Origin of the sequence: Streptomyces xanthophaeus, assembly GCF_000725805.1 — a bacterium.
GTDB classification, from domain to species: Bacteria; Actinomycetota; Actinomycetes; order Streptomycetales; family Streptomycetaceae; genus Streptomyces; species Streptomyces xanthophaeus.
In genome coordinates this window covers 65525-89554 of the sequence record NZ_KL647132.1, presented here as the reverse complement: position 1 = coordinate 89554, position 24030 = coordinate 65525, and the positions used below count along the sequence as shown (strand labels likewise).

Sequence of the window (24030 nt, the reverse complement as noted above, 5' to 3'; positions counted from 1 at the left end):
GCGCGTGACAAGGGGCGAGCAGAGGAGAGCAGGGGTATGACGACGACCGATCCGGCGGGCCCGATCGCGGCCGCGCCGGTCAAATCGGCGGTGCGCACGGTCCTGTTGCTGGAGCACTTCGCGGCGCACCCGGGACTGCACAGCCTGGCCGACATCCAGAACGACCTCTCCCTGCCGAAGTCCAGCCTGTACATGCTGCTGCGCACGCTGGTGAACCTGGGGTGGGTGGAGACGGACGCCACGGGCACCCGCTACGGCATCGGCGTACGGGCCCTGCTGGTCGGGAGCTCGTACATCGACGGCGACGAGGTCGTGGCCGCGGCCCGGCCCACCCTGGACCGGCTCTCCGACGACACGACCGAGACCATCCACCTGGCCAGGATGGACGGGACCAGCGTGGTCTACCTGGCCACCCGGCAGTCCCAGCACTACCTGAGGCCCTTCACCCGGGTCGGACGGCGGCTGCCCGTGCACTCGACCGCCCTGGGCAAGGCGCTGCTGGCCACGCACTCGGACGAGGAGGTGCGCAGGCTGCTGCCGCGGCGGCTGGAGGCGGTCACCGAGCACACCGTCACGGACCGGGAGCGGCTGATCGAGGAGCTGGCCCTGGTGCGGGAGCAGGGGTACGCGGTGGACCGGGAGGAGAACACCCTCGGGCTGCGCTGCTTCGGCGTGGCCGTGCCGTACCGGACCCCGGCGCGGGACGCGGTGAGCTGCTCGGTGCCGGTGGCCCGGCTGACGCCCGGGCACGAACAGGTCATCAAGGCGGCGCTCTTCGAGGCGCGGGACCGGCTGTCGGTGGTGACGCGGCGCATGTGAGGGGGGCGTGGTGACGCGGCCCATGTGAGGCGGGCGTGGTGACCCGGCCCATGCGAGGGGGCGGGAGCGGGCCGTCGTGTGTGCCCCGGTGGACGGAGGTGTTCCTCCCCCGGGCGGGGGAGGCGGTTCCCCTCGGAGGGGGAGGTGGCGCGGCGGCGGACGCGGGACCGTTGATCCATGACCACACGAGAGGTTCACCCGACGTGCAAGCCCCGGCCGCCCGAGCTCCGGGCGTCCGCACCTGGGCCGCCTGCGCCCCGGCCGTCCGAGCCCCGGCCCGGGCGGGTGCGGCTGGTCCTGGGGGCGCTGGCCGCGGCCGCGACCGTGCCGTACCTGCTGCTCAAGGCCGCCTGGGTGGCGGGGAGTCACCTGGGGATACCGGCCGACAGCGTCCTGCGCGAGCCCGGCCCGGTGCTCCTCGTCGCCAACGCCGTCACCCTGGCCATGGACGCATGCGTGATCCTCCTGGTGCTGGTGTTCACCCGTCCCTGGGGCATGCGGGTGCCGGCCTGGCTGCTGACGGTTCCCGTCTTCGTCGCCACGGGACTGCTCACCCCGATCCTGTTCGGGTTCTCGGGCCAACTGCTCGCCCGGGCCCTGGGCTTCGGTGCGGATACGGACGCGGACGTGCACGGAGCGGGCGGGCAGCAGCCCTTCCTGGACCCCTGGGTCCCCGACCTCGTGTACGCCGGCTTCACCGTCCAAGGTCTCGCCCTGGCCGGACTGTTCGTGCCCTACGCGCGGGAGCGCTGGGGCCGGCTGTGGCAGGGCGTGCCGGGGGAGCGGCTGCCGCCGTCCACGGGGGTGATGGCGGCAGCCGCAGCCCTGGTGGGCGCGGCCGTGGGCGGGGCTCACCTCTACTGGGCCTTCGGGGGCACGGCCGGCCTGGCCGAGGAGCGGGTGGCGTCGTGGTCCGTCGAGGCGAGCGTGGGCTCAGCGGTGCACGGGGTCTGCGCCGTGGTCGCCGGGGCGGTGGCGGTGCTGCTGGCCCGTGGCGGGCGCAGGGGTGCCCGGTGGCCCCTGGCCGTCGCCTGGACGAGTTCGGCCGCCACCGCGTGCTGGGGCCTGTGGATGCTGACCGCCTACGCGGGCCAGGACTTCGGCCCGGCGGAGGAGACCACCTTGATCATGTACCTGCCCTACGCTGGCCAGATGATCACGGGATTGCTCTCGGTCGCCGTCCTCACCCGCTTCCTCATATCCCGCCGTCCGGCATGAGGCGGGGCGGTGCGGTCGGCCCGGGGGCAGCGGGCGGGCGGGCAGCGGGCCCGGGTCCCCGGGCGGGGAGGGTGCTCGGACCGCGGGCCCGGCTGCGGTGGGTGCACCTGATACTCGGCGGGGCCCTGCTGATGCCGTACTTCCTGCTCACTCAGGTGGGGGTCGGCATGGCGGCGGGCAGGGGCAACGCCTTCGACTCGCTGCCGATGTCCCTCGCGGCCTACGCGGCGGCCCTGCCGCTGGCCTCGGCGACGGCCCTGTTCGGACCGGTCAGGCCCTTGTCGGTGACCGCCGTCCGTGCCCTGTGCGACGTGCCGGGGGAACGGCTCGCGGAAGGGCCCGCGCGGTCCTGGGCGGCGCGGGGGCGGACATCGGCCTGGTGGACCCTGCACCTGGGGGTCGGCGCGATGGTCAGCGGGATGACCCTCGCGGTGCCGCCGATGGCCGTGGCGCTGATCGGGCTGCCCTTCGTCGGCGGGTGGCGGGAGCTCATGCTGGAGGCGGGGTGGCTGGGAGGCGGGACCGATCCGTACGCCGCGCCCCTGCTCGGACTCGCCCTGCTGGCCGCCCTCGCGGGCGTCGCCGCCGCGGCCGGAGCGCTGCTGGCCCGGCTGGCCCCCGTACTGCTGGGCCCGACCGCGGCGGACCGGCTGGCCGCGGCCGAGGAGCGGGCCACCGACCTTGCGGTGCGCAACCGGCTGGCCAGGGAGCTGCACGACTCGGTCGGGCACGCGCTGAGCGCCGTCACCCTCCAGGCGGCCGCCGCCCGGCGGGTGCTCGACCGGGACCCCGCTTTCGTCCGGGAGGCCCTGGCCGCGATCGAGGACACCACGCGGCGGACGGTGGGCGAGCTGGACGCCGTACTGGGCCTGCTGCGGGACGGGGACCCAGCCGGGCCGGACGCTGTGTTCGCGCCGACGCTGGCCGCCGACCTCGACGGGCTGCTGGCCCGTACCCGGGCGGCGGGCACCAGCGTCACCGCCCACCAGGACCCCGGACCCGCCGGGGACTGGTCCTGGCTCCCGGCGATCACCTCCCGCGAGGCGTACCGGATCGTCCAGGAAGGCCTCAGCAACGCCCTGCGGCACGGCACGGCCCCCCTGGAACTGCGGATCTCCGTACGGGGAGGGAAGGCCGACGGGCACCATGACGCCGTCGGGCGTGACACCGGGGAAGACCGTGACGGACGCAAGGAGGGCGACGGCCGGGAAGGCCATGGAGGCCGGGAAGGCCGTGGGGACCGGGAAGGCCGTGGAGACCGTGGAGAGCGTGTACTGGAGGTCGTCATGACCAATCCGCAGGCCGGGCCGGGAAGCCGGGAGGCCCGCGCCACCGGGGGCCGCGGGCTGCGCGGGGCGGCGGAACGGGCCGCCCTGCTCGGCGGCCGCGTCGAGGCGGGCCCGTACGAGGGCCGCTGGCGGCTGCGGGCCGTCCTCCCGCTCGCCGGGGGCAAGCGGTGAAGGCGGCCGTTGCGGGTTCCCGGCCGCCGCTGCGCATCGTGCTCTGCGACGACGAGCGGATGGTCCGCACCGCCCTGCGCGTCATCCTGGAGGCCGAGCCCGACCTGGAGGTCGTGGGCGAGGCGGCCAACGGGGCCGAGGCCGTACCGCTGGTCCGTTCCCTGGCCCCCGACGTGGTGCTGATGGACGTCCGGATGCCCGAGATCGACGGCATCCGGGCCACCGAGCAGATCCTCGCCACCATGGCCGAGCCGCCCCGCATCGTGGTCGTCACCACCTTCGAGAACGACGACCACGTCTACGACGCACTGCGGGCGGGAGCCTCGGGCTTCCTCCTCAAGCGGGCCGGAGCCGACGAACTGATCGGCGCGGTCCGGCTCGTCGCCCGCGGGGACTCGCTGCTCTTCCCGGCCGCCGTCCGTTCCCTGGCCGCGGCCCGCGCGGAGACCCGGACCGCCGCCGCACCCTGGGTGGCCCGGCTCACGGACCGTGAGGCCGAGGTGCTGCGCCTGATGGCCGCCGGACTGTCCAACCAGGAGATGACCGGGAGCCTCGGAGTGGGAGCGCAGACGGTCAAGACGCACGTCGCGTCCGTGCTCGCCAAGACCGGTTCCCGGGACCGCACCCAGGCCGTCATCGCCGCCTACGAAGGAGGCTTCATGAGGAAAGGCTGAGAAGTCCGCCACAAACGGGGCAGAGCGGAACGCCCCGGACGGCTGGAGCGTCCTTCCGGGGGATGAACAAGACGATCAGGCGTGCGTCGGTCTTCTGTCTGCTCCTGGTGCTGGCCCTGCTGGTCCGCGTCACCTGGGTGCAGGCATACCAAGGCCAGGCCCTCGCAGACGACAAGCACAACCGGCGGAATCTCATCGGGCAGTACGAGAACCCGCTGGGCAACATCATCGTGGGCGGGGAGGCGATCACCGGCTCGGAGAAGACGGGCGGCAAGGACTTCGGGTACAAGCGGACCTACACCGACGGGCCGCTCTACGCACCGATTACCGGCTACAGCTCCCAGGCCTTCGGCACCAGCATGCTGGAGGGCGTCTACCGCAACGTCCTCAACGGCTCGGACAGCCGGCTGAAGACCATCATGGACACGCTCACCAACAAGCGGGCCGCCCCGGGCAACGTCCTGACCACCATCGACAAGGACGTCCAGAAGGCCGCCTACGACGCGCTCCAGGGCAAGCAGGGTGCCGCCGTGGCGCTCGACCCGGCCACCGGCGAGATCCTCGCGGTCGTCAACAACCCCTCCTTCGACCCCGGCCGCATCGCGGGCGCCAACGACACGGCCGCCTGGGAGGAGCTCTCCGCCGACAAGGGCAAGGCCATGGAGAACGTGGCCCTGCGCAAGCCGCAGGCGCCCGGCTCCACCTTCAAGCTGGTCACGCTCGCCGCTGCGATCGAGAACGGGCTCGTCACCGACCTCGACCGGCAGACCGGCATCCCGGACCCGTACACGATCCCGGGCACCCGCACCCCGCTGCCCAGCGAGGCGGGCTCGGCGGCCTGCAACAACGTCTCGGTCCGCACCGCACTGCGGCTGTCCTGCAACAACGTCTTCGCGGAACTGGCCTCCAAGCTCGGCCAGGACAAGATGCGCGCCACGGCCGAGAAGCTGGGCTTCAACGTGCAGATCGACACCCCGGTCCGCACCAACCCGCCGAGCAGCTACCCGTCGAAGAAGATGTCGGTCGACCAGGTCGCGCAGACGGGCATCGGCCAGTTCGACGTCCAGGCCACGCCCCTGCAGATGGCGATGGTGACGGCAGCGATCCAGAACGGCGGCAAGCTCGTCGCCCCGCACATGGTCTCCCAGGTCACCGACTCCAACGGCAACGTGCTGGAGAGCTTCAAGGACCCGAAGTCCCAGCAGGTCCTGAGCGCGAAGACCGCCTCGATGATCCAGGACGCCATGCGCACGGTCGCCACCCAGGGCGGCGGCCAGCCGGCCCAGGTGCCGGGCGCCGAGGTGGGCGGCAAGACCGGCACCGCCCAGCGCGGTGTGGGCAACAGCCTCGACCCGCTCGCCTGGTTCACCTCGTACGGGAAGCTGAACGGCAAGCAGATCGCCGTGGCCGTCGTGATCGAGAACTCCGACACCGACCGCTCCGAGATCGGCGGCGGCAAGCTGGCCGCGCCCATCGCCAAGAAGATGATGGAGGCGTGGCTGAAGAAGTAGCCCCGCCGCCGCACGGCCGACGCGCCGGGAACCGCCCGGGCTCCCGGCGCGTTTCCCTGTCCATGATCAGAGCCGCGCACCCCGCCGACCTCGACGCCATAGCCGCCCTGCACACCCGGGCCCGCGCCACCTACTACCAGGGCCACATCCCCGAGCAGGCCTACGCGGGCGACGCCGAGCTCCGGCGGACCCGCGAGGGCTGGTCCCGCGCCGTGGCCCGCGCCGCCACCGATGGCGGGGTGCTCTGCGCCGAGCGGGACGGGGAGCTGACCGGGGTCGCCGCCTTCCGCACGGAGGACGGCGAGACCACGCTCACCCAGCTCCACGTCGACCCGGTCCACTGGCGCCGCGGCACCGGGGCCGCCCTGCACGCGGCCTGCGTCGAGGCCTGGCTCCTCGCCGGGATCCACCGGGTCCGCCTCGAGGTCTACGAGAAGAACCTCCGCGCCCAGGCCTTCTACGCCGCCCACGGCTGGCTCCCGGACCCCACCGCGCCCGCCTCCGGCTCCCACCGCACCCTGTGGCTGACGCTGACCGCCGGGGCGCGGGCGTCCGGGGAATGAGACGGGGGGCCGGGTGGTTGAAGGGGAAACTGTCTTAGTTCACCGGACCCGGAGAGAAGAAGGATCATGCGCGTCGAGATCTGGAGCGACATCGCCTGCCCGTGGTGCTACATCGGCAAGGCCCGTTTCACCAAGGGGCTGGCCGAGTTCGCGCACCGCGACCAGGTGGAGGTCGTCTTCCGGTCCTTCGAGCTCGACCCGAACGGCCCGCGGACCTCCCCGGTGCCCGTCGTGGAGATGCTCGCCAAGAAGTACGGCCGCACGCTGGAGGAGGCGCGCGGCATGGAGGAGCACGTCGCGGGCAGCGCCCGCGCCGAGGGCCTGGTCTACCGCACCGACGGGCGTGACCACGGGAACACCTTCGACATCCACCGCCTGCTGCACCTGGCCGCCGCCCGGGGCCGCCAGGAGGAGCTGCTCGACCTCGCCTACCGCGCCAACTTCGGCGAGGAGCGCTCCGTCTTCGACCCCGAGGTGCTGGTCGCGCTCGCCGTGGAGGCCGGGCTGGAGGAGGCCGAGGCGCGCGCCGTCCTGGCCGACGGGTCCGCGTACGCCGCCGAGGTGCGGGCCGACGAGCAGGAGGCCGCCGCGCTGGGGGCCAACGCCGTGCCGTTCTTCGTCCTGGACCGCCGCTACGGGATCTCGGGCGGGCAGCCCGCCGAGGTGTTCACCCGGGCCCTGGAGCAGGCTTGGGCCGGCCGCGAGGTCGCGGCGCCGGAGTCCGTGGCCGGGGCCGAGGGCGAAGGCGAGGGCGAGGCCTGCGAGCCCGACGGGGCGTGCGCGGTGCCCCGGGCCTGACCGGCCCCCCGAGCGTTCCTGACTGCCCAGCAGGCGTTGCAGCCCCAAGCGATCCATAAGGATCGCTTGGGGCTGGCTCGGTTAATTAGGCAATGGACTTTGGGCCGCTCCTGGCGCAGAGTGGACGGCATGGATCTTTCGCTCCTCCAAGCGGCCCGAGCCGAGTTCGCGCACTCCACCACCTACCTCAACACCGCCACGTGCGGGATCCTCCCGCGCTCCGCCGTCGCGGCCGTACGGGAAATGGCCGAGGCGGCCGGGGCCGGAATCCCCGCCGGATTCGGTGACTTCGACCGGGTGAACCGGGTCCGCGCCTCCTTCGCCCGGCTGGCCGGGGTGGACGTCGCGCGGGTGGCCGTCGGCTCGGCCGTGGCCACCCACGTCGGCCTGATCGCGGCCTCCCTCCCGCCCGGCGCCGAAGTCCTTTGCCCCGAAGGCGAGTTCGCCTCGGTGATCAACCCCTTCGTGGTCCGCGGCGACCTCAAGGTCCGCTTCGCACCGCTGGAGGACATCGCAGGGAACGTCGGCCCGGGCACCGCCCTGGTCGCGCTGAGCGCCGTGCAGTCCGCCGACGGGCGCGCGGCCGACCTCGCCGCGGTGCGGGCCGCGACGAGCGCCCACGGGGCCCGGATGCTGGTGGACGCCACCCAGGCCGCGGGCTGGCTGCCCTTCGACGCCTCCCCCTACGAGTACACGGTCACCGCCGGGTACAAGTGGCTGCTCGGCTCCCGCGGGGTCTCCTTCCTGACCGTCTCCGAGGAGGCCCAGGACACCCTGACCCCGCTGCACGCCGGATGGGTGGCGGCCGAGTCGATGTGGGACGCCACCTACGGCCCGATGCCGGAACTGGCCCACGGGGCCCGGCGGTTCGACGAGTCCCCGGCCTTCCTCGCCTACCACGCGGCCGAGCCCTCGCTGGCCCTGCTGGAGCGGATCGGCATCGAGGCCGTGCACGCACACGACACCGCCCTCGCGGCCCGCTACCGGGCCGGCCTGGCGCGCCTCGGCCACGAACCGGTGCCCGGCGACGCGCCCATCGTCTCGGTGCCCGGGCTGGCCGGCCGCCAGCCCGCCCTGCTGGCCGCCGGGATCGCCACGGCCGCCCGCGCGGGCGCCCTGCGGGCCTCGTTCCACCTCTACACCACCGAGGCGGACGTCGACCGGCTCCTGGACGTCCTGTCGGACTGACGCGGGCCGACACGGCTGACGTGGGCTGACGCGGGTTCACGCCGGGTCGGCGCCGGGCCGGCGCCGGATCAGCGCAGGGTGTCCGCCCAGGCCGACTCCGCCGCCGAAACGGCCGCGTCGGCCGCCCCGGCGGGCGCCGACAGTGCGGCGGCCAGCGCCCCCAGACAGTCCCGGACCACACCGAGGGAGGCCGCCGGGCCGTAGTGGTTGACCCGGAGCATCTCCCGGGCCAGCGCCCCGCCGCCCGCCGCCAGCGGCACGGACGGGTCCGCGGCCAGGGCCTTGGCCGCCACCAGCGAGGCCTCGGCCACGCGCAGGGTCGTGGCCACCGGGGCGGCCTCCTCGACCCGGCCCACGTACGGGGCCAGGCCCAGCGCCTGCGCACCCGCGCGGGTCGCCGCCGCGGCCGCCGCGTGGCGGGCCGCCACCGCGGGCAGCCCCTCGGCCGCGATCCGGTCGAGGCAGGCCTCCAGGGCGAGCATCTCCAGCTGCGCCGGAGCGTGCAGCAGCGCCTTGCGCCCGCCGTCGATCCAGCGTTCCTTCCAGTCCAGCAGCGAGAGGTACGAACGCCGCGGCGCCGCCGGGTTCTCGGCGAACCGGGCCCACGCGCGGTCCGAGACCGAGACCGCGGAGACCCCGGCCGGGCCGCCCATCGCCTTCTGCGCACCGATCACGCACAGGTCCACGCCCCATGCGTCCGGCAGCAGCGGCTCCGCGCCCACCGAGGCCACGGCGTCCAGCATGAACAGGGCGCCGTGCTCCCGTACGACCTCGCCGATCGCCGCGACCGGGTTGGTGTTGCCGGTCGCCGCCTCCGCGTGCACGAGCGAGACGAAGTCGATCTCCGGGTCCGCCGCCAGCGCCCCGGCCACCTGAGCGGCCGTCACCGCCGTGTCGAACGGCACCTGGAGGTCCACCACGGTGGCCCCGCAGTCGCGCAGCCAGTTGCCGAAGGTGGTGCCGTAGGGGCCGGTGACCACGTTCAGGGCCGTCGATCCGGGCCGTGCGCCCGAGCGGATGCACCCCTCCAGGGGGAGCAGCGCCTCGCCCTGGGTGATCACCACGTCCTGCCGGGTGGACAGGAGGTCCGCGACCCCCTGCTCGATCGACGCGAAACGCTCCGCGGTGAGCGGCGGGAGGTCCAGGAGGGGGTGGGTCACGGTGGTGCTCTCTTCGTCCGGGGCTACCCGCAGAGCCTACCGAGCACGCCCGTACAGTGCCGACATGAGCGATGTGAGCGACGGGAACGGCGTGAGCGGCGTACTGCACGTGAAGGGGCGGGTGCTGGTCGGGCCCGACGAGGTGCGCGACGAACTCTGGGTGGTCGGCGGGCGGGTCTCCTACGAACGCCCGCCCACCGCCCGTGACGTCACCACGGTGAGCGGCTGGGTGCTGCCCGGCCTGGTCGACGCGCACTGTCACGTGGGACTGGACTCCCACGGCCCGGTCGACGCCGCGACCGCCGAGCGCCAGGCCCTCACCGACCGCGACGCGGGCACCCTCCTCATCCGCGACGCGGGATCGCCCTCCGACACCCGCTGGATCGACGACCGCGAGGACCTGCCCAAGGTCATCCGGGCCGGCCGGCACATCGCCCGCACCCGGCGCTACATCCGCAACTACGCCCATGAGATCGAGCCCGCCGACCTCGTCGCGTACGTCGGCCGGGAGGCCCGGCGCGGCGACGGATGGGTGAAGCTGGTGGGGGACTGGATCGACCGCGACGCGGGCGACCTGGCGGCCTGCTGGCCGCGCGCCGAGGTCGAGGCGGCCATCGCCGAGGCGCACCGGCTGGGCGCCCGGGTCACCGCGCACTGCTTCTCCGAGGACTCGCTGCGCGATCTGGTCGAGGCGGGCATCGACTGCATCGAGCACGCCACCGGGCTCACCGAGGAGACCATCCCGCTGTTCGCGGAGCGCGGGGTCGCCATCGTCCCGACCCTGGTCAACACCGCGACGTTTCCCAAGCTGGCGGCCTCGGGGGAGGGGAAGTTCCCGAAGTGGTCGGCGCACATGCGCCGGCTCCACGAGCGCCGCTACGACACCGTCCGGGCGGCCCACGACGCGGGCATCGCGGTGTACGTCGGCACCGACGCGGGCGGCTCCCTGCCGCACGGCCTGGTCGCCGCGGAGGTCGCGGAGCTGGTGAAGGCCGGTATCCCCGCGCTGGACGCGCTGTCGGCGACGGCCTGGGCGGCCCGCCGGTGGCTGGGCCGGCCCGGCCTGACCGAGGGCGCGCCCGCGGACCTCGTGGTCTACGGGTCCGACCCGCGGGCCGACGTACGGGCGCTCGCGCAGCCGCTGCGGGTCGTGGTGAACGGCGCGGTCCGGGCCTGAGTCCTCGCCGCCGTGTTGACTTCGCGTGACGTCGGCGGCCCGCCGGTCGTTGTCAACGCCCGCGCGGGTGGCTGGTATCAGCCGTTCCGGTGACGGGAGGGAACTCGCGTTCCTCCTGAGGCGTCGGGATTCGAATGCATGCGTGGAAACCACCCTTTGGGGTGAACTCACGTCAGGTTGCTGCCCGTTCACTCTCAGTGCGTAAAGATTCCGGGGTCGAGGCCGTCGGCGCGCGCAATGTCCCCCATTGGCGGCGCGACGGCACCCATCTCCCCGGGGGTTCCACCACCTTGAACAGCAACACCTTCCGCATGCCCGCGGCCGCCCTGCTCGCCACGGGAGCGGTAGCCCTGCTCACCGCTCCGCCCGCCTTCGCCACGGGAGGCGGCGGCGCCGGGAGCGAGGGCAAGGCGGGCGCCGTCGTCCTGCGCACCACCCTGGACGTCGGCCTGCTCAACAAGACCGTGCACGTCCCGCTGAAGACCACCCTGAACGAGGTCAGCGCCCCGGCGACGGCCGAGAAGACGGCGCTGACCGTCACCCTGGACGGGGTCGAGGGGGGAACCCCGGTCCATGTCCTGAAGGCCGACGTGGCCACGGCGAAGGCGACCGCGGACAAGAACAGGGCCGAGGCGGAGGCCAACCTCGCCAAGGCGAAGGTGCACGTGCCGGGCCTGCCGGCGCTCTCCCTGATCGAGGTGGAGAAGGTCACCTCCAAGGCCGTCTGCGAGGCCGGCAAGAAGCCCGTGGCCAGCTCGAACGTGCTCGGTACGGTGACCGCGCTGGGCAAGAAGGTCACCCTGTCGGCGGGCGGGCCCACCAAGCTGGAGGTCCCGGGCGTCGGCCTGGTCAGCCTGGAGCTGTCCGGCACCCAGACCACCTCCACCACCGCCGCCGCGGCCGCACTGCGCCTGAAGGTGTCGGTGAACCCGCTGAACCTGAACGTGGCGCAGGTGGAGGGCGAGGTCGTCCTCGCCGAGGCGCACTGCGAGTCCCCGAAGGGCCCGGCCGCGAGCCCGGCGGCCACGCCGGACGCCAAGCCGGACGTCAAGCCCCAGACGGCGACCGGGACGGGCACCGGCGCGGGCGCCCCCACCGGCGCCAACCTGGCCGAGACCGGCGGCGGTTCGACGACCCCGTACGTCGCGGGCGGCGCGCTGCTCCTGCTGGGCATCGGCGCGGGCGCCATGGTCGTGACCCGCAGGGGCCGGGCCTCGTAGCACGGGCCCCGTCAGCGCTCCGTGCGCGTCAGCCCCTGCTCGCCCGCGCCGCGCGACATCACGGCCTCGGTGACCTGCTTGTCGATCCGGGCGTACTCGGCCCGCTTGGCCTCCGGGAGCGTGCTGTCGGAGGCCGAGCAGGAGGCGCAGACGACGCGGAACGGCGGGCCCATGTCCGAGTACTGCGTGAAGTACTCGGCCTTGACCACCTCCCAGCGGCCCGGATGAGCAGCCGCCGGGGCGAAGGTGAAGCGCGGCACCGAGGACTGGTTGCCGCGCAGCTTGTCGGCCGGGACGAAGCTGGCGACCTGGTCGCCCATACCGAAGACCACCCAGGTGCCGTTGATCTTCTCGTAGGGCTGCGGTACGTGGTTGTGCGTCCCGATGACCAGGTCGATGTCGGCCAGTCCGTCGGCTCCGCGCGAGGCGGTCAGCGTCTGGGCCAGATCACGCTGCTGCTGGTCGGGCGCCGTCTGCCACTCCGTCCCCCAGTGGACGCTGAGCACCACCACCTGCGCGCCCGCGGCCCGGGCGGCGCGGGCGTCGGAGACGATCCGGTCCGGGTCGATGAGGTTGACCGCCCACGGCTTGTCCTGCGGGAGCGGGATGCCGTTGGTGCCGTAGGTGTACGACAGCTGGGCGACCTTGGCCCCGCCGGCCGAGAGCAGGGCGGGGGCCTTGGCCTCCTCCGCGCTGCGGGCGGACCCGACGTGCGGGATGCCGACCCGGTCCAGGTGGTCGAGGGTGCGGGAGAGGCCCTCGTAGCCGTCGTCCAGGGTGTGGTTCGAGGCGGTGGAACAGCTGTCGTACCCGGCGTCCTTGAGGGCGTCGGCCAGCTGGTGCGGCGCCTTGAAGGTGGGATAGCCGGTGTAGGGGCCGCCGGGGCGCCCGTACGGTATCTCGTGGTGGCATATCGCCAGGTCGGCCGCGGACACCAGGGGTTTGACCCCCGCGAGTATCTTCCGGAAGTCGTACTCCCCGGCCTTCTCCGCATCCTGCGCGGACCGCTGGACGATCGACGGGTACGGGATGATGTCGCCCGTCGCCACCAGGGTGAACGGCTGCCCGGCGGGTGCGGCCGCGCCCGGTTCCGCCGCCCCGGCCCCGGTCCCGGCCTCGGGCGTGGCCCCGAGCCGCTGCTGCGCGGCGGGCCCGCCGCCGTCGAGCAGCTCCGGGACCGCGTAGATCCCGCCGCCCAGCAGGGCCAGCCCCGCCACCGCGGCGGCCGCCTTCGCCGATGCCTTCATGTCCAGTCCCCCGGTTCGCACGGCCGATGCGGGGCTCGTCGCTCCACCCCGTCCCGTCCGCCATCGTAGGCAGCCCGCCGGATGACGGCAGCCGGGACGGCGCACGGGCGCCGCGCCGCCGTCGTCAGCGAGCCTTCGGCGTCAGCGCGCCGTCAGCGTCAGCGCGTGGTCCATCGCCTGGAGCAGCCGGCCCGTCGTCGCCCGGTCGCGGACCGCGAGGCGCAGCCATGACCGGTCCAGGCCGGGGAAGGTGTCCCCGCGGCGCACCGCGAAACCGAGGGCGCGCAGCCGGACGCGCACCTCGGCGGCGCCCGCCACCTGGATCAGCACGAACGGGCCCTGCGCCACCCCCGCCACCCGGATCTCGTCGAACTCCGCGAGCCCGGCCAGCAGGTGCGCCCGGTCCACCGCGATCCGCCGCGCGGCCTCCTGCGCCTCGGCCAGCGCCGCCGGGGCCACGCAGGCCTCGGCCGCCACCAGCGCCGGGGCCGACACCGGCCACAGCGGCTGGGCCGCCGCCAGCTTCGCGATCACCTCGGGCTCGGCCAGCACGTAGCCGATCCGCAGCCCCGCCAGCCCCCAGGTCTTCGTCAGGCTCCGCAGCACCACCAGCCCCGGCAGGTCCGTCCGTCCGGCCAGGGCCTCCTGCTCGCCGGGGACGGCGTCCATGAAGGCCTCGTCGACCACCAGGATCCGGCCGGGCCGGGCCAGCGCGGCCAGCGCGGCCGCCGGGTGCAGGACGGAGGTCGGATTGGTCGGGTTGCCGATCACCACGAGGTCCGCGTCCTCGGGCACCGCCGACGGGTCCAGCCGGAAGCCGTCCTCCGGCCGCAGCACCACCCGTCCGACCCGGTGGCCCGCGTCCCGCAGGGCCGCCTCCGGCTCGGTGAACTGCGGGTGCACCACCACCGGCCGTTCGGCGCCCAGGGCCCGCGCGATCAGGACGAAGGCCTCCGCGGCCCCGGCCGTCAGCAGCACCCGCTCCACGGGCAGCCCGTGCCGGGCCGCCACCGCCGCGCGCGCCTGCCGCCCGTCGGGGTACGCCGCGAGGTCGTCCAGGGAGGCCGCGATCCGCTGCTTGAGCCAGGCCGGAGGGGTGTCCGACCGTACGTTCACGGCGAGGTCCACGAGCGCCGCGCCCGCGTCGGCCACCTCCGCGTCCCCGTGGTGGCGCAGGTCGTGCGCGCAGAGCGTGGCCACCGCGCAGGTCGCCGCCACCGACCGCCGCTTCGGTACGAGGAGTTCCCCGCCCCCGGCGAGGGCCGCGGCCTCGGCGACCGAGGGGGTCCCGGCCGCCTCGCGCGCGGTCTCCGAGGGGTGGGGCACGACAACGGAGGCCAGTTCCTCGGCGGGATAGCTGAGGAGGGGCACGCCGAAACGTTCCGCCGCACCCGTGATCCCCGGCTCGCCCGCCTTCGACTCCACCGTCGCCAGCGCCGTCACCGCCTCCGAGGGCAGCCCGGCACCCCGCAGCGTCTCCTCGACCAGGGCGCAGACCTCCGCCACGGAAACCCCCGCGCGTCCCCCGACCCCGACCACCAGCTGCGTCGCGTACCCGTCCACCGGGGGGCCTCCTTCCGTAGTAGCCGTCACCGTGCCCGTCACGCTCCCGTCCCCGTCACCGTCTGCGCCACCCTCGCACGCACATGCGCACGAGCCCTCGCGGGCCCCCGCACGCGCCGTCGTCCGTACGTCACCGGCACGGGCCGGCCGTCAACGCCGCGCAGCCCGCCACCCGCGCCCGGACGTGCACGCGGGCCGCGGAGTCGGTATCCAGGGGCACATGGCCGTGATCGTGGCGTTGGGCGCGTTCCTGATGACCCTGGCGGGCGGGTGGACGGCGCAACGCGTCACCGACCGCCGCCACCTCGTGCTGGGCCTGGCCGGCGGGCTGATGCTCGGCGTGGTCGGCCTCGACCTGCTGCCGGAGGCCCTGCACGCGGCGGGCGACGAGGTGTTCGGCGTCCCGCTGGCCCTGCTGCTCTTCGTGGCCGGGTTCCTCGTCGCGCACGTGGCGGAGCGGATGCTGGCCGTACGCCAGGCCGCGCACGGCGGCGACGACAGCGCGCGCACCCCCCAGGTCGGGCTCGCCGCGGCCTGCGCGATGGTGGGCCACAGCCTTGCCGACGGGGTGGCGCTGGGCGCCGCCTTCCAGGTCGGGGGCGGGATGGGCGTCGCCGTGGCGCTGGCCGTCATCACCCACGACTTCGCCGACGGGTTCAACACGTACACGCTCACGAGCGTCTACGGGAACGACCGCCGCAAGGCCCTGCTCATGCTCTTCGCGGACGCCGCGGCCCCGGTCGTGGGGGCGGCGTCCACTTTGCTGTTCACCCTTCCGGAGGAACCGCTCGGCGCGTACCTGGGATTCTTCGGCGGGGTCCTGCTCTACCTCGCCGCCGCGGAGATCCTCCCCGAGGCCCACCACAAGCACCCCGCCCTGTCCACGCTGCTGTGCACGGTGGGCGGGGTGGCCGGGATCTGGCTGGTGGTGGGCATCGCGGAGTGAGCTCACGGCCGGTCCGCCGCCGCTGCGACGAAGCGGCGGGCGACGGAGGGCTCCGCCGCCCAGTGCGTGTGCAGGTAGCTGGCGTGCACGCCCCCCGCCACGAACCCCTCGACGCGCCGTTCCGGATGCGTGAAGCCCCACGCCGGTGCGGCCCCCGCACCCGGCTCGATCACCGTGCGGTGGAACTCGTGCCCGCGCAGCCGGGTCCCGGCCGCCGCGAGCGCGCTGTCGGACACCGCCACCGCCTCGCGGTAGCCCAGGGTGAGGCGCTCCGACATCCGCGCGTCGGCGTCCAGCACCCCGCACATCGGCTTCCCGTCCAGGGACCGCGCCAGGTACAGCAGCCCGGCGCACTCGGCGGCCACCGGGCCGCCGGCCGCGGCGAAGGCGGCCACGGCCGCGCGCAGCTTCTCGTTGGCGGACAGCTCGGGCGCGTACACCTCCGGGAACCCGCCGCCGATCACCAGACCGCGGGTGCCGGCCGGCAGGGCCTCGTCCCGCAGGGGGTCGAAGGTGACGACCTCCGCGCCCGCGGCGGTGAGCAGTTCCACGTGCTCGGCGTAGGAGAACGTGAACGCGGCACCGCCCGCCACGGCGACGACCGGCCGTCCGCCGGGCAGCGCGCCCCCGCCGGCCAGGGCGTCCGCCGCGCCCGGGCCCGCCAGGGCGGCCTGCGGCGACCACGGTTCGCAGTCGAGCGGCGGAGCCGTCCGGGCCAGGGCCAGCAGAGCGTCCAGGTCGCACCCGGCCCGGACCTGCTCGGCCAGCGCCGAGACCGCGGCCAGCGCGTCGGACCGCCGCTCCGCCACCGGCACCAGCCCCAGGTGCCGCGAGGGCGCGGCCACCTGCGGAGCCCGCCGCAGGACGCCGAGGACCGGCATCCCGGCCTCCTCCAGCGCCTCGCGCAGCATCGCCTCGTGCCGGTCGGAGCCGACCTTGTTCAAGATGACGCCGCCCAGGCGCACCTGCGGGTCGAAGGAGGCGAAGCCGTGCACGAGCGCGGCCACGGACCGCGACTGCGAGGAGGCGTCGACCACCAGCACCACCGGCGCCCGGAGCAGCTTCGCGACGTGCGCGGTCGAGGCGAGCTCGCCCCGCCCGGCGGCCCCGTCGTAGAGCCCCATCACGCCCTCGACCACGGCGAGGTCACAGCCCGCGGCCCCGTGCGCGAACAGCGGGGCGACCAGCTCCGGCCCGCACATGAACGCGTCGAGGTTGCGGCCCGGGCGGCCCGTGGCCAGCGCGTGGTAGCCGGGGTCGATGTAGTCGGGCCCGGCCTTGTGCGGGGACACGGCCAGGCCGCGCTCCGCGAAGGCCGCCATCAGGCCCGTCGCGACGGTGGTCTTGCCGCTGCCGGACGAGGGCGCGGCGACCACCAGCCGCGGGACGTGGAGCGAAGTCACCACTCGATGCCCTTCTGGCCCTTCTGGCCGGCGTCCATCGGGTGCTTCACCTTGGTCATCTCGGTGACCAGGTCCGCGAACTCCACCAGCTTCTCCGGGGCGTTGCGCCCCGTGATCACCACGTGCTGGGTGCCCGGACGCGTGCGCAGCACCTCGATGACCTCGTCGACGTCGATCCATCCCCAGTGCATCGGGTACGCGAACTCGTCGAGCACGTACAGCTTGTGCGTCTCGGCGGCCAGGTCGCGCTTGACCTGCTCCCAGCCCTCCTTGGCGGCCTGCTCGTTGTCGAGCTGGGCGTCCCGCTGGACCCAGGACCAGCCCTCGCCCATCTTGTGCCAGACCACGGAGCCGCCCTCGCCGGAGGCGCCGAGCACCTTGAGCGCGTTCTCCTCGCCGACCTTCCACTTCGCCGACTTGACGAACTGGAACACCCCGATCGGCCAGCCCTGGTTCCACGCGCGCAGCGCCAGCCCGAAGGCCGCCGTCGACTTGCCCTTGCCGGGGCCGGTGTGGACGAAGACGAGCGGACGGTTGCGGCGCTGGCGCGTCGTGAGTCCGTCGTCCGGAACGACGGACGGCTGTCCCTGCGGCATTACGCGGCCCTCCTCTTGCTGCTCTGCGCAGCGGACGATGTCACTGATGTACGTACGTTCTTCACGAGCCCGGCCAGCGAGTCGGCCCGCAGCCCGTCGAGCGTGACGGCGGGCCCGCCGAGGTCACCGGCCAGCGCCCCGGCCAGTCCCAGCCGCACCGGCCCGGACTCGCAGTCCACCACCACGGAGGTGACCCCTTCCGAGGCCAGCAGCAGGGCGCTGCGCGACGACAGGGCGCGCGGGTCCCCGCCGAGGGACCCGGCCGAGGTGGCCCGGCCGTCGGTGACGACCACGAGCAGCGGACGCCTGCTCGGGTCCCGCAGCCGCTCGATGCGCAGCACTTCGCGGGCCTTGAGCAGCCCGGCGGCCAGCGGGGTGCGGCCGCCGGTCGGCAGCTGCTCCAGCCGGGCGGCCGCCGCGTCCACGGAGGAGGTGGGCGGCAGCGCCAGCTCGGCGCCGGAGCCGCGGAAGGTGATCAGGCCGACCTTGTCCCGGCGCTGGTAGGCGTCCAGCAGCAGGGACAGCACCGCACCCTTGACGGCGCTCATGCGCTGCCGGGCCGCCATGGAACCGGAGGCGTCGACGAGGAAGAGCACCAGGTTGCCCTCGCGCCCCTCGCGGGTCGCCTGCCGCAGGTCGTCCTTGCGGACGACGAGACCGCGGCCGCTGCGCCCGCGGGCCTTCTGGTGCGGGGCGGCGGCCTGCACCGTGGCCGCCAGGTGCAGCTTCGTCAGATGCCCCCGGGGGCGCAGGGAACCGGTGGTCCGGCCGTGCGCGGTGCGGGCGCGCGAACGCCGCCCGGCGGCGCCCTCGCCGAGCCCGGGCACGCTCAGCATCTTGGTGCGGAAGGGCTCGGTGGCCCGTACGGCGGCCTGTTCGGCCGCGCCGGCCCCCTGCGGGGAGGACTCCGGGGCGTCGGGGGCCTGCGCGGGGGCGTCGGGAGCCTGCCCGGGGGAGTCCGGGCCGTCCTCGGGGGCGCCGCCCTGGTCGTGGGGGCCGCCGTCCTGCGGGGGCACGCCACCGCCGTCGGGGCCGCCTCCGTCGTCGTCCGGGCCCTCCGGCTCCGGGTCGGGCTCCGGCTCCTCCTGCGGCTCCTCGTCGGGGAACCGGTCGAGGATCTCGTCCAGCTTGTCCTCGTCCAGACCCGGAGCGTCGAAGGGGTTGCGGCGCCGCCGGTGGGGGAGCGCCAGCAGCGCCGCCTGGCGCACGTCCGCCTTCACCACGTCGGTCCGCCCGGCCCAGGCGGCCAGCGCGGTCGCGCAGCGGGCCATCACGATGTCGGCGCGCATCCCGTCGACCTCGAAGCCCGCGCAGGCCGCGGCGATCTGCAGCAGCGCGGTGTCCCCGAGCCGCACCTGGGGCAGCAGCGCCCGCGCCGCCACCACCCGGGCGCGCACCTCGTGCTCGTCACCGGCCCAGCGGGTCGCGAAACCGGCCGGGTCGTCCTCGTAGGCGAGGCGGCGGCGCACGACCTCGACCCGCTGCGCGGGCTCGCGGGAGGCGGCCACCTCGACGGTCAGCCCGAACCGGTCCAGGAGCTGCGGCCGCAGCTCGCCCTCCTCGGGGTTCATCGTGCCGACGAGCAGGAAGCGGGCCGCGTGGCGCACCGAGACGCCCTCGCGCTCCACGTAGGAGGCGCCCATCGCGGCCGCGTCCAGGAGGACGTCCACCAAGTGGTCGTGGAGGAGATTGACCTCGTCGACGTAGAGGATTCCGCGGTGGGCGTCGGCCAGCAGGCCGGGCTCGAAGGCCTTCACGCCCTCCGCGAGGGCCCGTTCGATGTCGAGGGCCCCGACCAGCCGGTCCTCGGAAGCACCCACCGGCAGCTCCACCATCCGGGCCGGCCGCGCCGCGCCCGGGCCTTCCCCGTGCGGGCCGTCCGGGCAGACCGGGTCCGGTGCACCGGGAGCGCAGGAGAAGCGGCAGCCGGGGACGACGTCCACCTGCGGCAGCAGTGCCGACAGTGCGCGCACGGCGGTGGACTTGGCGGTCCCCTTCTCGCCGCGCACCAGTACACCGCCCACAGCCGGGCTCACTGCGTTCAGCAGCAGCGCCAGCCGCAGGTCGTCCTGGCCGACCACGGCTGTGAACGGAAAGTGGGTGGTGCTCATGCGTTGTCCACTCCTTCTCGGTGTACGTGCGGCGTTCGGGCGGGACGGCCCCACCGGGCCGGGCCCCTCACGGCGCTCCCGGCGGCAGGAAGGGCAGGCCGACAGGGGCCCCGCCCTCGATCAGCCGCAGCAGGGCGTCCGTGTCCGCGTGCTCCTCGATCAGATCGCCCAGCAGGTCCAGCTGTTCCTCGCGCAGCGACTCGAACGAGGTGTCCGGGGCCGGGACGAAACGCCGTCCGGCCGCCGCGGCCACCTCGCGCAGGAACGCCCGGCGGAAGCCGTCCGACTCCAGCGAGCCGTGCCAGTGCGTGCCCCACACGGCGCCGACCCGGCAGCCGTCCAGGAAGGGGTCCCCGCCGAGCACCTCGGCCACGCCGTGGTGGATCTCGTAGCCCGAGACCTCCTCGCCCAGCGCCGAGCCCACCGGCCGGGCCAGGGTCTTCTCCACCGCGAAGCGGACGCGTACGGGCAGCAGGCCCAGGCCCGCCACCGATCCCGCCCGGGACTCGACCTCGTCCTCGATGTGCTCGCCCAGCAGCTGGAAGCCGCCGCAGATGCCGAGGACCGGACGCCCCTCGGCGGCCCGCCGCACCAGCGCGTCCGCGAGCCCGCGCTCGCGCAGCCAGGCCAGCGCCTTCACCGTCCCGCGGGTGCCGGGCACGACGACCAGGTCCGCGTCGGCCAGCTCCTCGGCCCGGTCCACGAACCGCACCACGACGCCCGGTTCCGCCGCCAGCGCGTCGACGTCCGTGAAGTTCGACATCAGCGGCACCGCGCACACCGCGACCCGCAGCACGTCCTCGCCGGCCGGCGGCGCCACCACGGACTCGCGCACGGCGCCCCGCAGCGAGACCCGCAGGCCGTCCTCCTCGTCGATGCCCAGCCCGTGCTGGAAGGGCAGCACCCCGTACGTGGCCCGGCCCGTGAGGCCGCGCAGCATCTCCATGCCCGGTTCCAGCAGCGAGACGTCGCCGCGGAACTTGTTGACCAGGTAGCCCGCGATCAGGGACTGGTCCTCGGGCGACAGCAGGGCCGTCGTCCCGAAGAAGGACGCGAAGACCCCGCCCCGGTCGATGTCCCCGACCACGACCACCGGGAACCGCGCGGCCCGCGCGATGCCCATGTTCACGATGTCGGTCCGGCGCAGGTTGATCTCGGCCGGACTGCCCGCCCCCTCGCAGATCACGGCGTCATACGTGCCCCGCAGCTGCTCCAGGCAGTCCGTGACGATGCCCAGCAACTGCTCCTGGCGCCCGCCGTGGTAGCCGCGGGCGCTCATCTCGCCCACCGGCTTGCCCAGCAGCACCACCTGGCTGCTGCGGTCGCTGCCGGGCTTGAGCAGGACGGGGTTCATCAGCGCGGTCGGCTCCACGCGGGCGGCCTGCGCCTGCATGGCCTGGGCGCGCCCGATCTCGGCGCCCTCCCGCGTCACGAACGAGTTCAGCGACATGTTCTGCGCCTTGAAGGGCGCCACCTTCACGCCGCGGCGGGCCAGCCAGCGGCAGATCCCGGCCGTCACCACGCTCTTGCCCGCGTCCGACGTGGTCCCGGCGACGAGCAGTCCGCCGCCGCGCTTCGCGCCGCTCATGCGCGCCGCCCCTTCCTCGTACCGGAGACCAGCAGCCGGGCGGCGACGCACGCCCCCAGCGCCAGCCAGGTCACCTGCCGCGACAGCCGGACCGCCCGCTCGATGTCCGCGACCTCCACCGGCCGCCCCACCGCACCGTTGAGCACGGTCCGGTGCTCGACCCGCCCGCCGTAGGAGAGCGTCCCGCCGAGGCGTACGCCCAGTGCCCCGGCGAAGGAGGCCTCCACGGGCCCGGCGTTCGGGCTCGGGTGCCCGGCGGCGTCCGCGCGCCAGGCCCGCAGGGCCCCGCGCCGGTCGGGGCCCGCGGCCACGGCGGCGAGGGCGGTCAGCCGGGCGCCCGGCCAGCCCGCCAGGTCGTCGAGCCGGGCCGAGGCCCAGCCGTAGCGCAGGTAGCGGGGGGACTTGTGGCCGACCATCGCGTCGAGGGTGTTCACGGCGCGGAAGGCCAGCAGCCCCGGGACACCGGCGACGGCGCCCCACACCAGGGCCCCGACCACCGCGTCGGAGGTGTTCTCGGCGACCGACTCCACGACGGCGCGGGCCATCTGCTGCTCGTCCAGGGCCTGCGGGTCGCGTCCGCACAGGTGGGGCAGGCGCTCGCGGGCCACTTCGGCGTCCCCGGCGGCCAGGGCGCCGCCGATGGCGCGGGCCTCCCGGCCGAGCGAGGTGCCCCCGACGACGGCCCAGGTGGCGGCGGCGGTGAGGGCGATGCGGGCGGCCGCGGGCCGGGCACGCACGGCGCGGGCGCCCAGCGCGCCCACGGCGGCGGTACTACCGGCGCATATCAGGGTGTGCAGGACGCCCCGGGCGCGGTCGTCGCGCCACAGGGCGCGTTCGACTGCGGCGGCGGCTCGTCCGAAGGCGGCCACGGGATGCCCCCGGCGGGGATCCCCGAGGATCCGGTCGCCGATCAGGCCGGCCGTGGCGCCGTACGCGAAGACGCGGTCGGCACGCATGGTGGCAGGTATGTCCTCACTCAGGGTCCGCGCCCTGGTTCGACGTGTCCGGCGGCGAGAGTTCCTGGCTCCCGGGACCCGCGCACTGCGCGCGTTCCCCGGTGACAGTGGCGGGACCGCGCCGGATTCGCACCGGACTTCCTCTCCATGCCGCCGCATTGGCCCGGGCAGTCCACCACGCTGTGCGAATGCCCGTCAACTCGCCGTTGACCTGCGGCGGGGTACGCGAAGGCTCCCCCCGGGAGAATCCCGGAGGGAGCCTTGGTCCCTCACCTGCCGCGGGTGCGGCGGTTCAGGCGACGATCAGGTAGATCCCGTAGCCCACGGCCGCCGTGACGAGCGCGAAGCAGGCGTAGGCGCCGGTGCGGGCGAGGGTGGCGGTGCCGCCCTGCTCGGTGGCGGCCTCGTGCTTGGACAGGCCCACCAGACCCAGGGTGAACAGGGTCACGAGGGCGACGGTGGCGGAGAGGCTGACCCCGAAGACGGAGCCGAGTGCTTCCCAGTCGATCTTCATGCTGCGGATACCTCTGTCGTTCTCGGGGTCAGACCGCGGCGGCGGGGGACGCCGGGGTGGCCGGGGACGCCGTCGCGGCCGGGATGGTGGCCTTCAGGGCGTCGTCCGTGACCGAGGCGGTCGTACCGGCCGCGGCCGTGGTCGGCGGGACGGTGACGGCGGCCATGGCCGTGGTGACGACCCCGGCCTCCTCGGCCCCGGCCGGCTCGAGCTCGTTGACGTTGTTGTGGTCGACGACCTGGCGGCGCGAGATGACCCAGATGGCGAAGCAGGACGCGACCAGGAAGACCGCGACGGCGGCGACGCCGACGTCACCGGTACGCATGACCAGCTCGGCACCGGCGGCGACGAGGGCGGCGGCCGGCAGGGTCAGGCCCCAGGCGATGAACATCCGGGTGGCGGTGGACCAGCGGACCACGCCGCCCTTGCGGCCCAGCCCCGCACCCATGACGGCGCCGGAGCACGCGTGGGTGGTGGAGAGGGAGAAGCCGAGGGTGGAGGAGGCCAGGATGACGCTGGCGGCCGAGGTCTGGGCGGCGAAGCCCTGCTGCGGCTGCAGGTCGGTCAGGCCCTTGCCCATGGTGCGGATGATGCGCCAGCCGCCGAGGTAGGTGCCCATCGCGATGGCCAGACCGGCGGAGACGATGACCCAGACCGGCGGGTTGGCGCCGGCGGGCAGGGCGTTCCCGGCGATGAGGGCCAGGGTGATGATGCCCATCGTCTTCTGCGCGTCGTTGGTGCCGTGCGCGAGGGAGACGAGTCCGGCCGAGGCGATCTGGCCGGCCCGGTAGCCCTTGGCCGAGGTCTTCTCGCCGACCCGGTTGCCGAGCTTGTAGGTGACCTTGGCGGCGAGCATCGCGGCCGCACCGGCCACGAGCGGCGCGGCGATCGCGGGGATCAGCACCTTGGTGACGACCACGCTGCCGTTGACGGCGCCGATGCCGGCGGAGGCGACCGCGGCACCGATCAGGCCGCCCATCAGGGCGTGGGAGGAGCTGGAGGGCAGTCCGACCAGCCAGGTGACGAGGTTCCAGAGGATCGCGCCGACCAGGGCGGCGAAGATGACCTCCGGCTGGATGCCTTCCTCGTTGACCAGGCCCTTGGAGATCGTCTTGGCGACCTCCACGGACATGAACGCGCCGACGAGGTTGAGCACGGCGGACATGGCCACCGCCGTCTTGGGCTTGAGGGCGCCGGTCGAGATGGTGGTGGCCATCGCGTTGGCTGTGTCGTGGAAACCGTTCGTGAAGTCGAACACGAGAGCGGTGATGATCACGATCCCGAGGAGAAGCGTTATGTGCTCCATTTACCCAGGCTT

21 protein-coding genes and 1 riboswitch are annotated in these 24030 nt (G+C 74.5%); of the genes, 11 read left to right on the top strand and 10 right to left on the bottom strand.

Going from position 1 to position 24030, the window contains the following annotated elements:
- Nucleotides 1-36 precede the first annotated feature (36 nt).
- The 8 genes from IO30_RS0129770 (at nt 37) to IO30_RS0129735 (ending at nt 8231) form a co-directional block, all read left to right on the top strand.
- The gene (locus IO30_RS0129770; RefSeq protein WP_031148055.1) at nt 37-819 is read left to right on the top strand and encodes an IclR family transcriptional regulator; all 783 of its coding nucleotides are present in this window, start codon (nt 37-39) and stop codon (nt 817-819) included.
- 177 nt (nt 820-996) lie between these two features.
- The gene (locus tag IO30_RS0129765; protein ID WP_078904858.1) at nt 997-2037 is read left to right on the top strand and encodes a hypothetical protein; all 1041 of its coding nucleotides are present in this window, start codon (nt 997-999) and stop codon (nt 2035-2037) included.
- A gap of 101 nt (nt 2038-2138) precedes the next feature.
- Nucleotides 2139-3497, top strand: a complete 1359-nt coding sequence (locus IO30_RS0129760; RefSeq protein ID WP_373316426.1) for a sensor histidine kinase — start codon at nt 2139-2141, stop codon at nt 3495-3497.
- 59 nt (nt 3498-3556) lie between these two features.
- Nucleotides 3557-4171: a response regulator gene (locus IO30_RS0129755; RefSeq protein ID WP_051859761.1), complete on the top strand. Its 615-nt coding sequence runs from the start codon at nt 3557-3559 to the stop codon at nt 4169-4171.
- Between the two features lie 62 nt (nt 4172-4233).
- Nucleotides 4234-5682: a peptidoglycan D,D-transpeptidase FtsI family protein gene (locus IO30_RS0129750; RefSeq protein ID WP_031148048.1), complete on the top strand. Its 1449-nt coding sequence runs from the start codon at nt 4234-4236 to the stop codon at nt 5680-5682.
- Nucleotides 5667-6245, top strand: a complete 579-nt coding sequence (locus tag IO30_RS0129745; protein WP_308443074.1) for a GNAT family N-acetyltransferase — start codon at nt 5667-5669, stop codon at nt 6243-6245. The genes IO30_RS0129750 and IO30_RS0129745 overlap by 16 nt, the downstream gene beginning before the upstream one ends.
- Before the next feature lie 66 nt (nt 6246-6311).
- Complete coding sequence (locus tag IO30_RS0129740) at nt 6312-7043, top strand: DsbA family oxidoreductase (protein WP_031148045.1); 732 nt, start codon at nt 6312-6314, stop codon at nt 7041-7043.
- Between the two features lie 129 nt (nt 7044-7172).
- Nucleotides 7173-8231: an aminotransferase class V-fold PLP-dependent enzyme gene (locus IO30_RS0129735; protein ID WP_031148043.1), complete on the top strand. Its 1059-nt coding sequence runs from the start codon at nt 7173-7175 to the stop codon at nt 8229-8231.
- Nucleotides 8232-8299: 68 nt separating this feature from the next.
- Here IO30_RS0129735 and IO30_RS0129730 read toward each other — a convergent pair whose 3' ends face one another.
- Nucleotides 8300-9391, bottom strand: coding sequence for an aminotransferase class V-fold PLP-dependent enzyme (locus IO30_RS0129730; protein ID WP_031148041.1), 1092 nt, complete (start codon nt 9389-9391; stop codon nt 8300-8302).
- Nucleotides 9392-9455: 64 nt separating this feature from the next.
- Between IO30_RS0129730 and IO30_RS0129725 the strand changes: the two genes are divergently transcribed.
- Together IO30_RS0129725 and IO30_RS0129720 are read left to right on the top strand one after the other, a co-directional pair.
- On the top strand, nt 9456-10568 hold the full coding sequence (locus tag IO30_RS0129725) for an amidohydrolase family protein (RefSeq protein ID WP_031148039.1): 1113 nt from the start codon (nt 9456-9458) through the stop codon (nt 10566-10568).
- Nucleotides 10569-10858: 290 nt separating this feature from the next.
- A complete protein-coding gene (locus IO30_RS0129720; protein WP_031148038.1) occupies nt 10859-11788 on the top strand; it encodes an SCO1860 family LAETG-anchored protein in 930 nt (309 codons plus the stop codon).
- Nucleotides 11789-11799: 11 nt separating this feature from the next.
- Here the strand turns inward: IO30_RS0129720 and IO30_RS0129715 are convergent, their stop codons facing one another.
- Entirely contained in the window at nt 11800-13035 is a 1236-nt protein-coding gene (locus IO30_RS0129715; protein WP_237403317.1) for a CapA family protein, read from the bottom strand.
- 141 nt (nt 13036-13176) lie between these two features.
- Nucleotides 13177-14598, bottom strand: coding sequence for an Rv2231c family histidinol phosphate aminotransferase CobC (gene cobC, locus IO30_RS0129710; RefSeq protein WP_234321884.1), 1422 nt, complete (start codon nt 14596-14598; stop codon nt 13177-13179).
- A gap of 220 nt (nt 14599-14818) precedes the next feature.
- Between cobC and IO30_RS0129705 the strand changes: the two genes are divergently transcribed.
- A complete protein-coding gene (locus IO30_RS0129705) occupies nt 14819-15544 on the top strand; it encodes a ZIP family metal transporter (protein ID WP_031148034.1) in 726 nt (241 codons plus the stop codon).
- A gap of 2 nt (nt 15545-15546) precedes the next feature.
- Here the strand turns inward: IO30_RS0129705 and IO30_RS0129700 are convergent, their stop codons facing one another.
- The 7 genes from IO30_RS0129700 to IO30_RS0129670 all read right to left on the bottom strand — a co-directional run bounded on the left by IO30_RS0129700 (nt 15547) and on the right by IO30_RS0129670 (nt 24018).
- On the bottom strand, nt 15547-16950 hold the full coding sequence (locus IO30_RS0129700; RefSeq protein WP_031148032.1) for a cobyrinic acid a,c-diamide synthase CobB: 1404 nt from the start codon (nt 16948-16950) through the stop codon (nt 15547-15549).
- Nucleotides 16944-17543, bottom strand: coding sequence for a cob(I)yrinic acid a,c-diamide adenosyltransferase (gene cobO, locus IO30_RS0129695; RefSeq protein WP_031148030.1), 600 nt, complete (start codon nt 17541-17543; stop codon nt 16944-16946). Before cobO ends, IO30_RS0129700 begins: the two co-directional genes overlap by 7 nt.
- On the bottom strand, nt 17543-19654 hold the full coding sequence (locus IO30_RS0129690) for a putative cobaltochelatase (protein ID WP_031148028.1): 2112 nt from the start codon (nt 19652-19654) through the stop codon (nt 17543-17545). The genes cobO and IO30_RS0129690 overlap by 1 nt, the downstream gene beginning before the upstream one ends.
- Before the next feature lie 67 nt (nt 19655-19721).
- A complete protein-coding gene (locus IO30_RS0129685) occupies nt 19722-21242 on the bottom strand; it encodes a cobyric acid synthase (RefSeq protein ID WP_031148026.1) in 1521 nt (506 codons plus the stop codon).
- Nucleotides 21239-22198, bottom strand: coding sequence for a cobalamin biosynthesis protein (locus tag IO30_RS0129680; protein WP_031148024.1), 960 nt, complete (start codon nt 22196-22198; stop codon nt 21239-21241). Before IO30_RS0129680 ends, IO30_RS0129685 begins: the two co-directional genes overlap by 4 nt.
- Before the next feature lie 58 nt (nt 22199-22256).
- A riboswitch (cobalamin riboswitch) is annotated at nt 22257-22342 on the bottom strand.
- 148 nt (nt 22343-22490) lie between these two features.
- On the bottom strand, nt 22491-22712 hold the full coding sequence (locus IO30_RS0129675) for a hypothetical protein (RefSeq protein WP_031148022.1): 222 nt from the start codon (nt 22710-22712) through the stop codon (nt 22491-22493).
- Between the two features lie 28 nt (nt 22713-22740).
- Nucleotides 22741-24018 (bottom strand): inorganic phosphate transporter, encoded by a 1278-nt coding sequence (locus IO30_RS0129670; RefSeq protein ID WP_031148020.1) that lies wholly within the window; start codon nt 24016-24018, stop codon nt 22741-22743.
- Nucleotides 24019-24030: the final 12 nt, after the last annotated feature.

Coding starts and splice junctions, on each gene's coding strand:
- IO30_RS0129770 (WP_031148055.1), top strand. CDS start 37: ATGACGACGACCGATCCGGCGGGCCCGATCGCGGCCGCGCCGGTCAAA.
- IO30_RS0129765 (WP_078904858.1), top strand. CDS start 997: ATGACCACACGAGAGGTTCACCCGACGTGCAAGCCCCGGCCGCCCGAG.
- IO30_RS0129755 (WP_051859761.1), top strand. CDS start 3,557: ATGGTCCGCACCGCCCTGCGCGTCATCCTGGAGGCCGAGCCCGACCTG.
- IO30_RS0129750 (WP_031148048.1), top strand. CDS start 4,234: ATGAACAAGACGATCAGGCGTGCGTCGGTCTTCTGTCTGCTCCTGGTG.
- IO30_RS0129740 (WP_031148045.1), top strand. CDS start 6,312: ATGCGCGTCGAGATCTGGAGCGACATCGCCTGCCCGTGGTGCTACATC.
- IO30_RS0129735 (WP_031148043.1), top strand. CDS start 7,173: ATGGATCTTTCGCTCCTCCAAGCGGCCCGAGCCGAGTTCGCGCACTCC.
- IO30_RS0129725 (WP_031148039.1), top strand. CDS start 9,456: ATGAGCGATGTGAGCGACGGGAACGGCGTGAGCGGCGTACTGCACGTG.
- IO30_RS0129715 (WP_237403317.1), bottom strand. CDS start 13,035: ATGAAGGCATCGGCGAAGGCGGCCGCCGCGGTGGCGGGGCTGGCCCTG.
- IO30_RS0129705 (WP_031148034.1), top strand. CDS start 14,819: ATGGCCGTGATCGTGGCGTTGGGCGCGTTCCTGATGACCCTGGCGGGC.
- cobO (WP_031148030.1), bottom strand. CDS start 17,543: ATGCCGCAGGGACAGCCGTCCGTCGTTCCGGACGACGGACTCACGACG.
- IO30_RS0129690 (WP_031148028.1), bottom strand. CDS start 19,654: ATGAGCACCACCCACTTTCCGTTCACAGCCGTGGTCGGCCAGGACGAC.
- IO30_RS0129685 (WP_031148026.1), bottom strand. CDS start 21,242: ATGAGCGGCGCGAAGCGCGGCGGCGGACTGCTCGTCGCCGGGACCACG.
- IO30_RS0129680 (WP_031148024.1), bottom strand. CDS start 22,198: ATGCGTGCCGACCGCGTCTTCGCGTACGGCGCCACGGCCGGCCTGATC.
- IO30_RS0129675 (WP_031148022.1), bottom strand. CDS start 22,712: ATGAAGATCGACTGGGAAGCACTCGGCTCCGTCTTCGGGGTCAGCCTC.
- IO30_RS0129670 (WP_031148020.1), bottom strand. CDS start 24,018: ATGGAGCACATAACGCTTCTCCTCGGGATCGTGATCATCACCGCTCTC.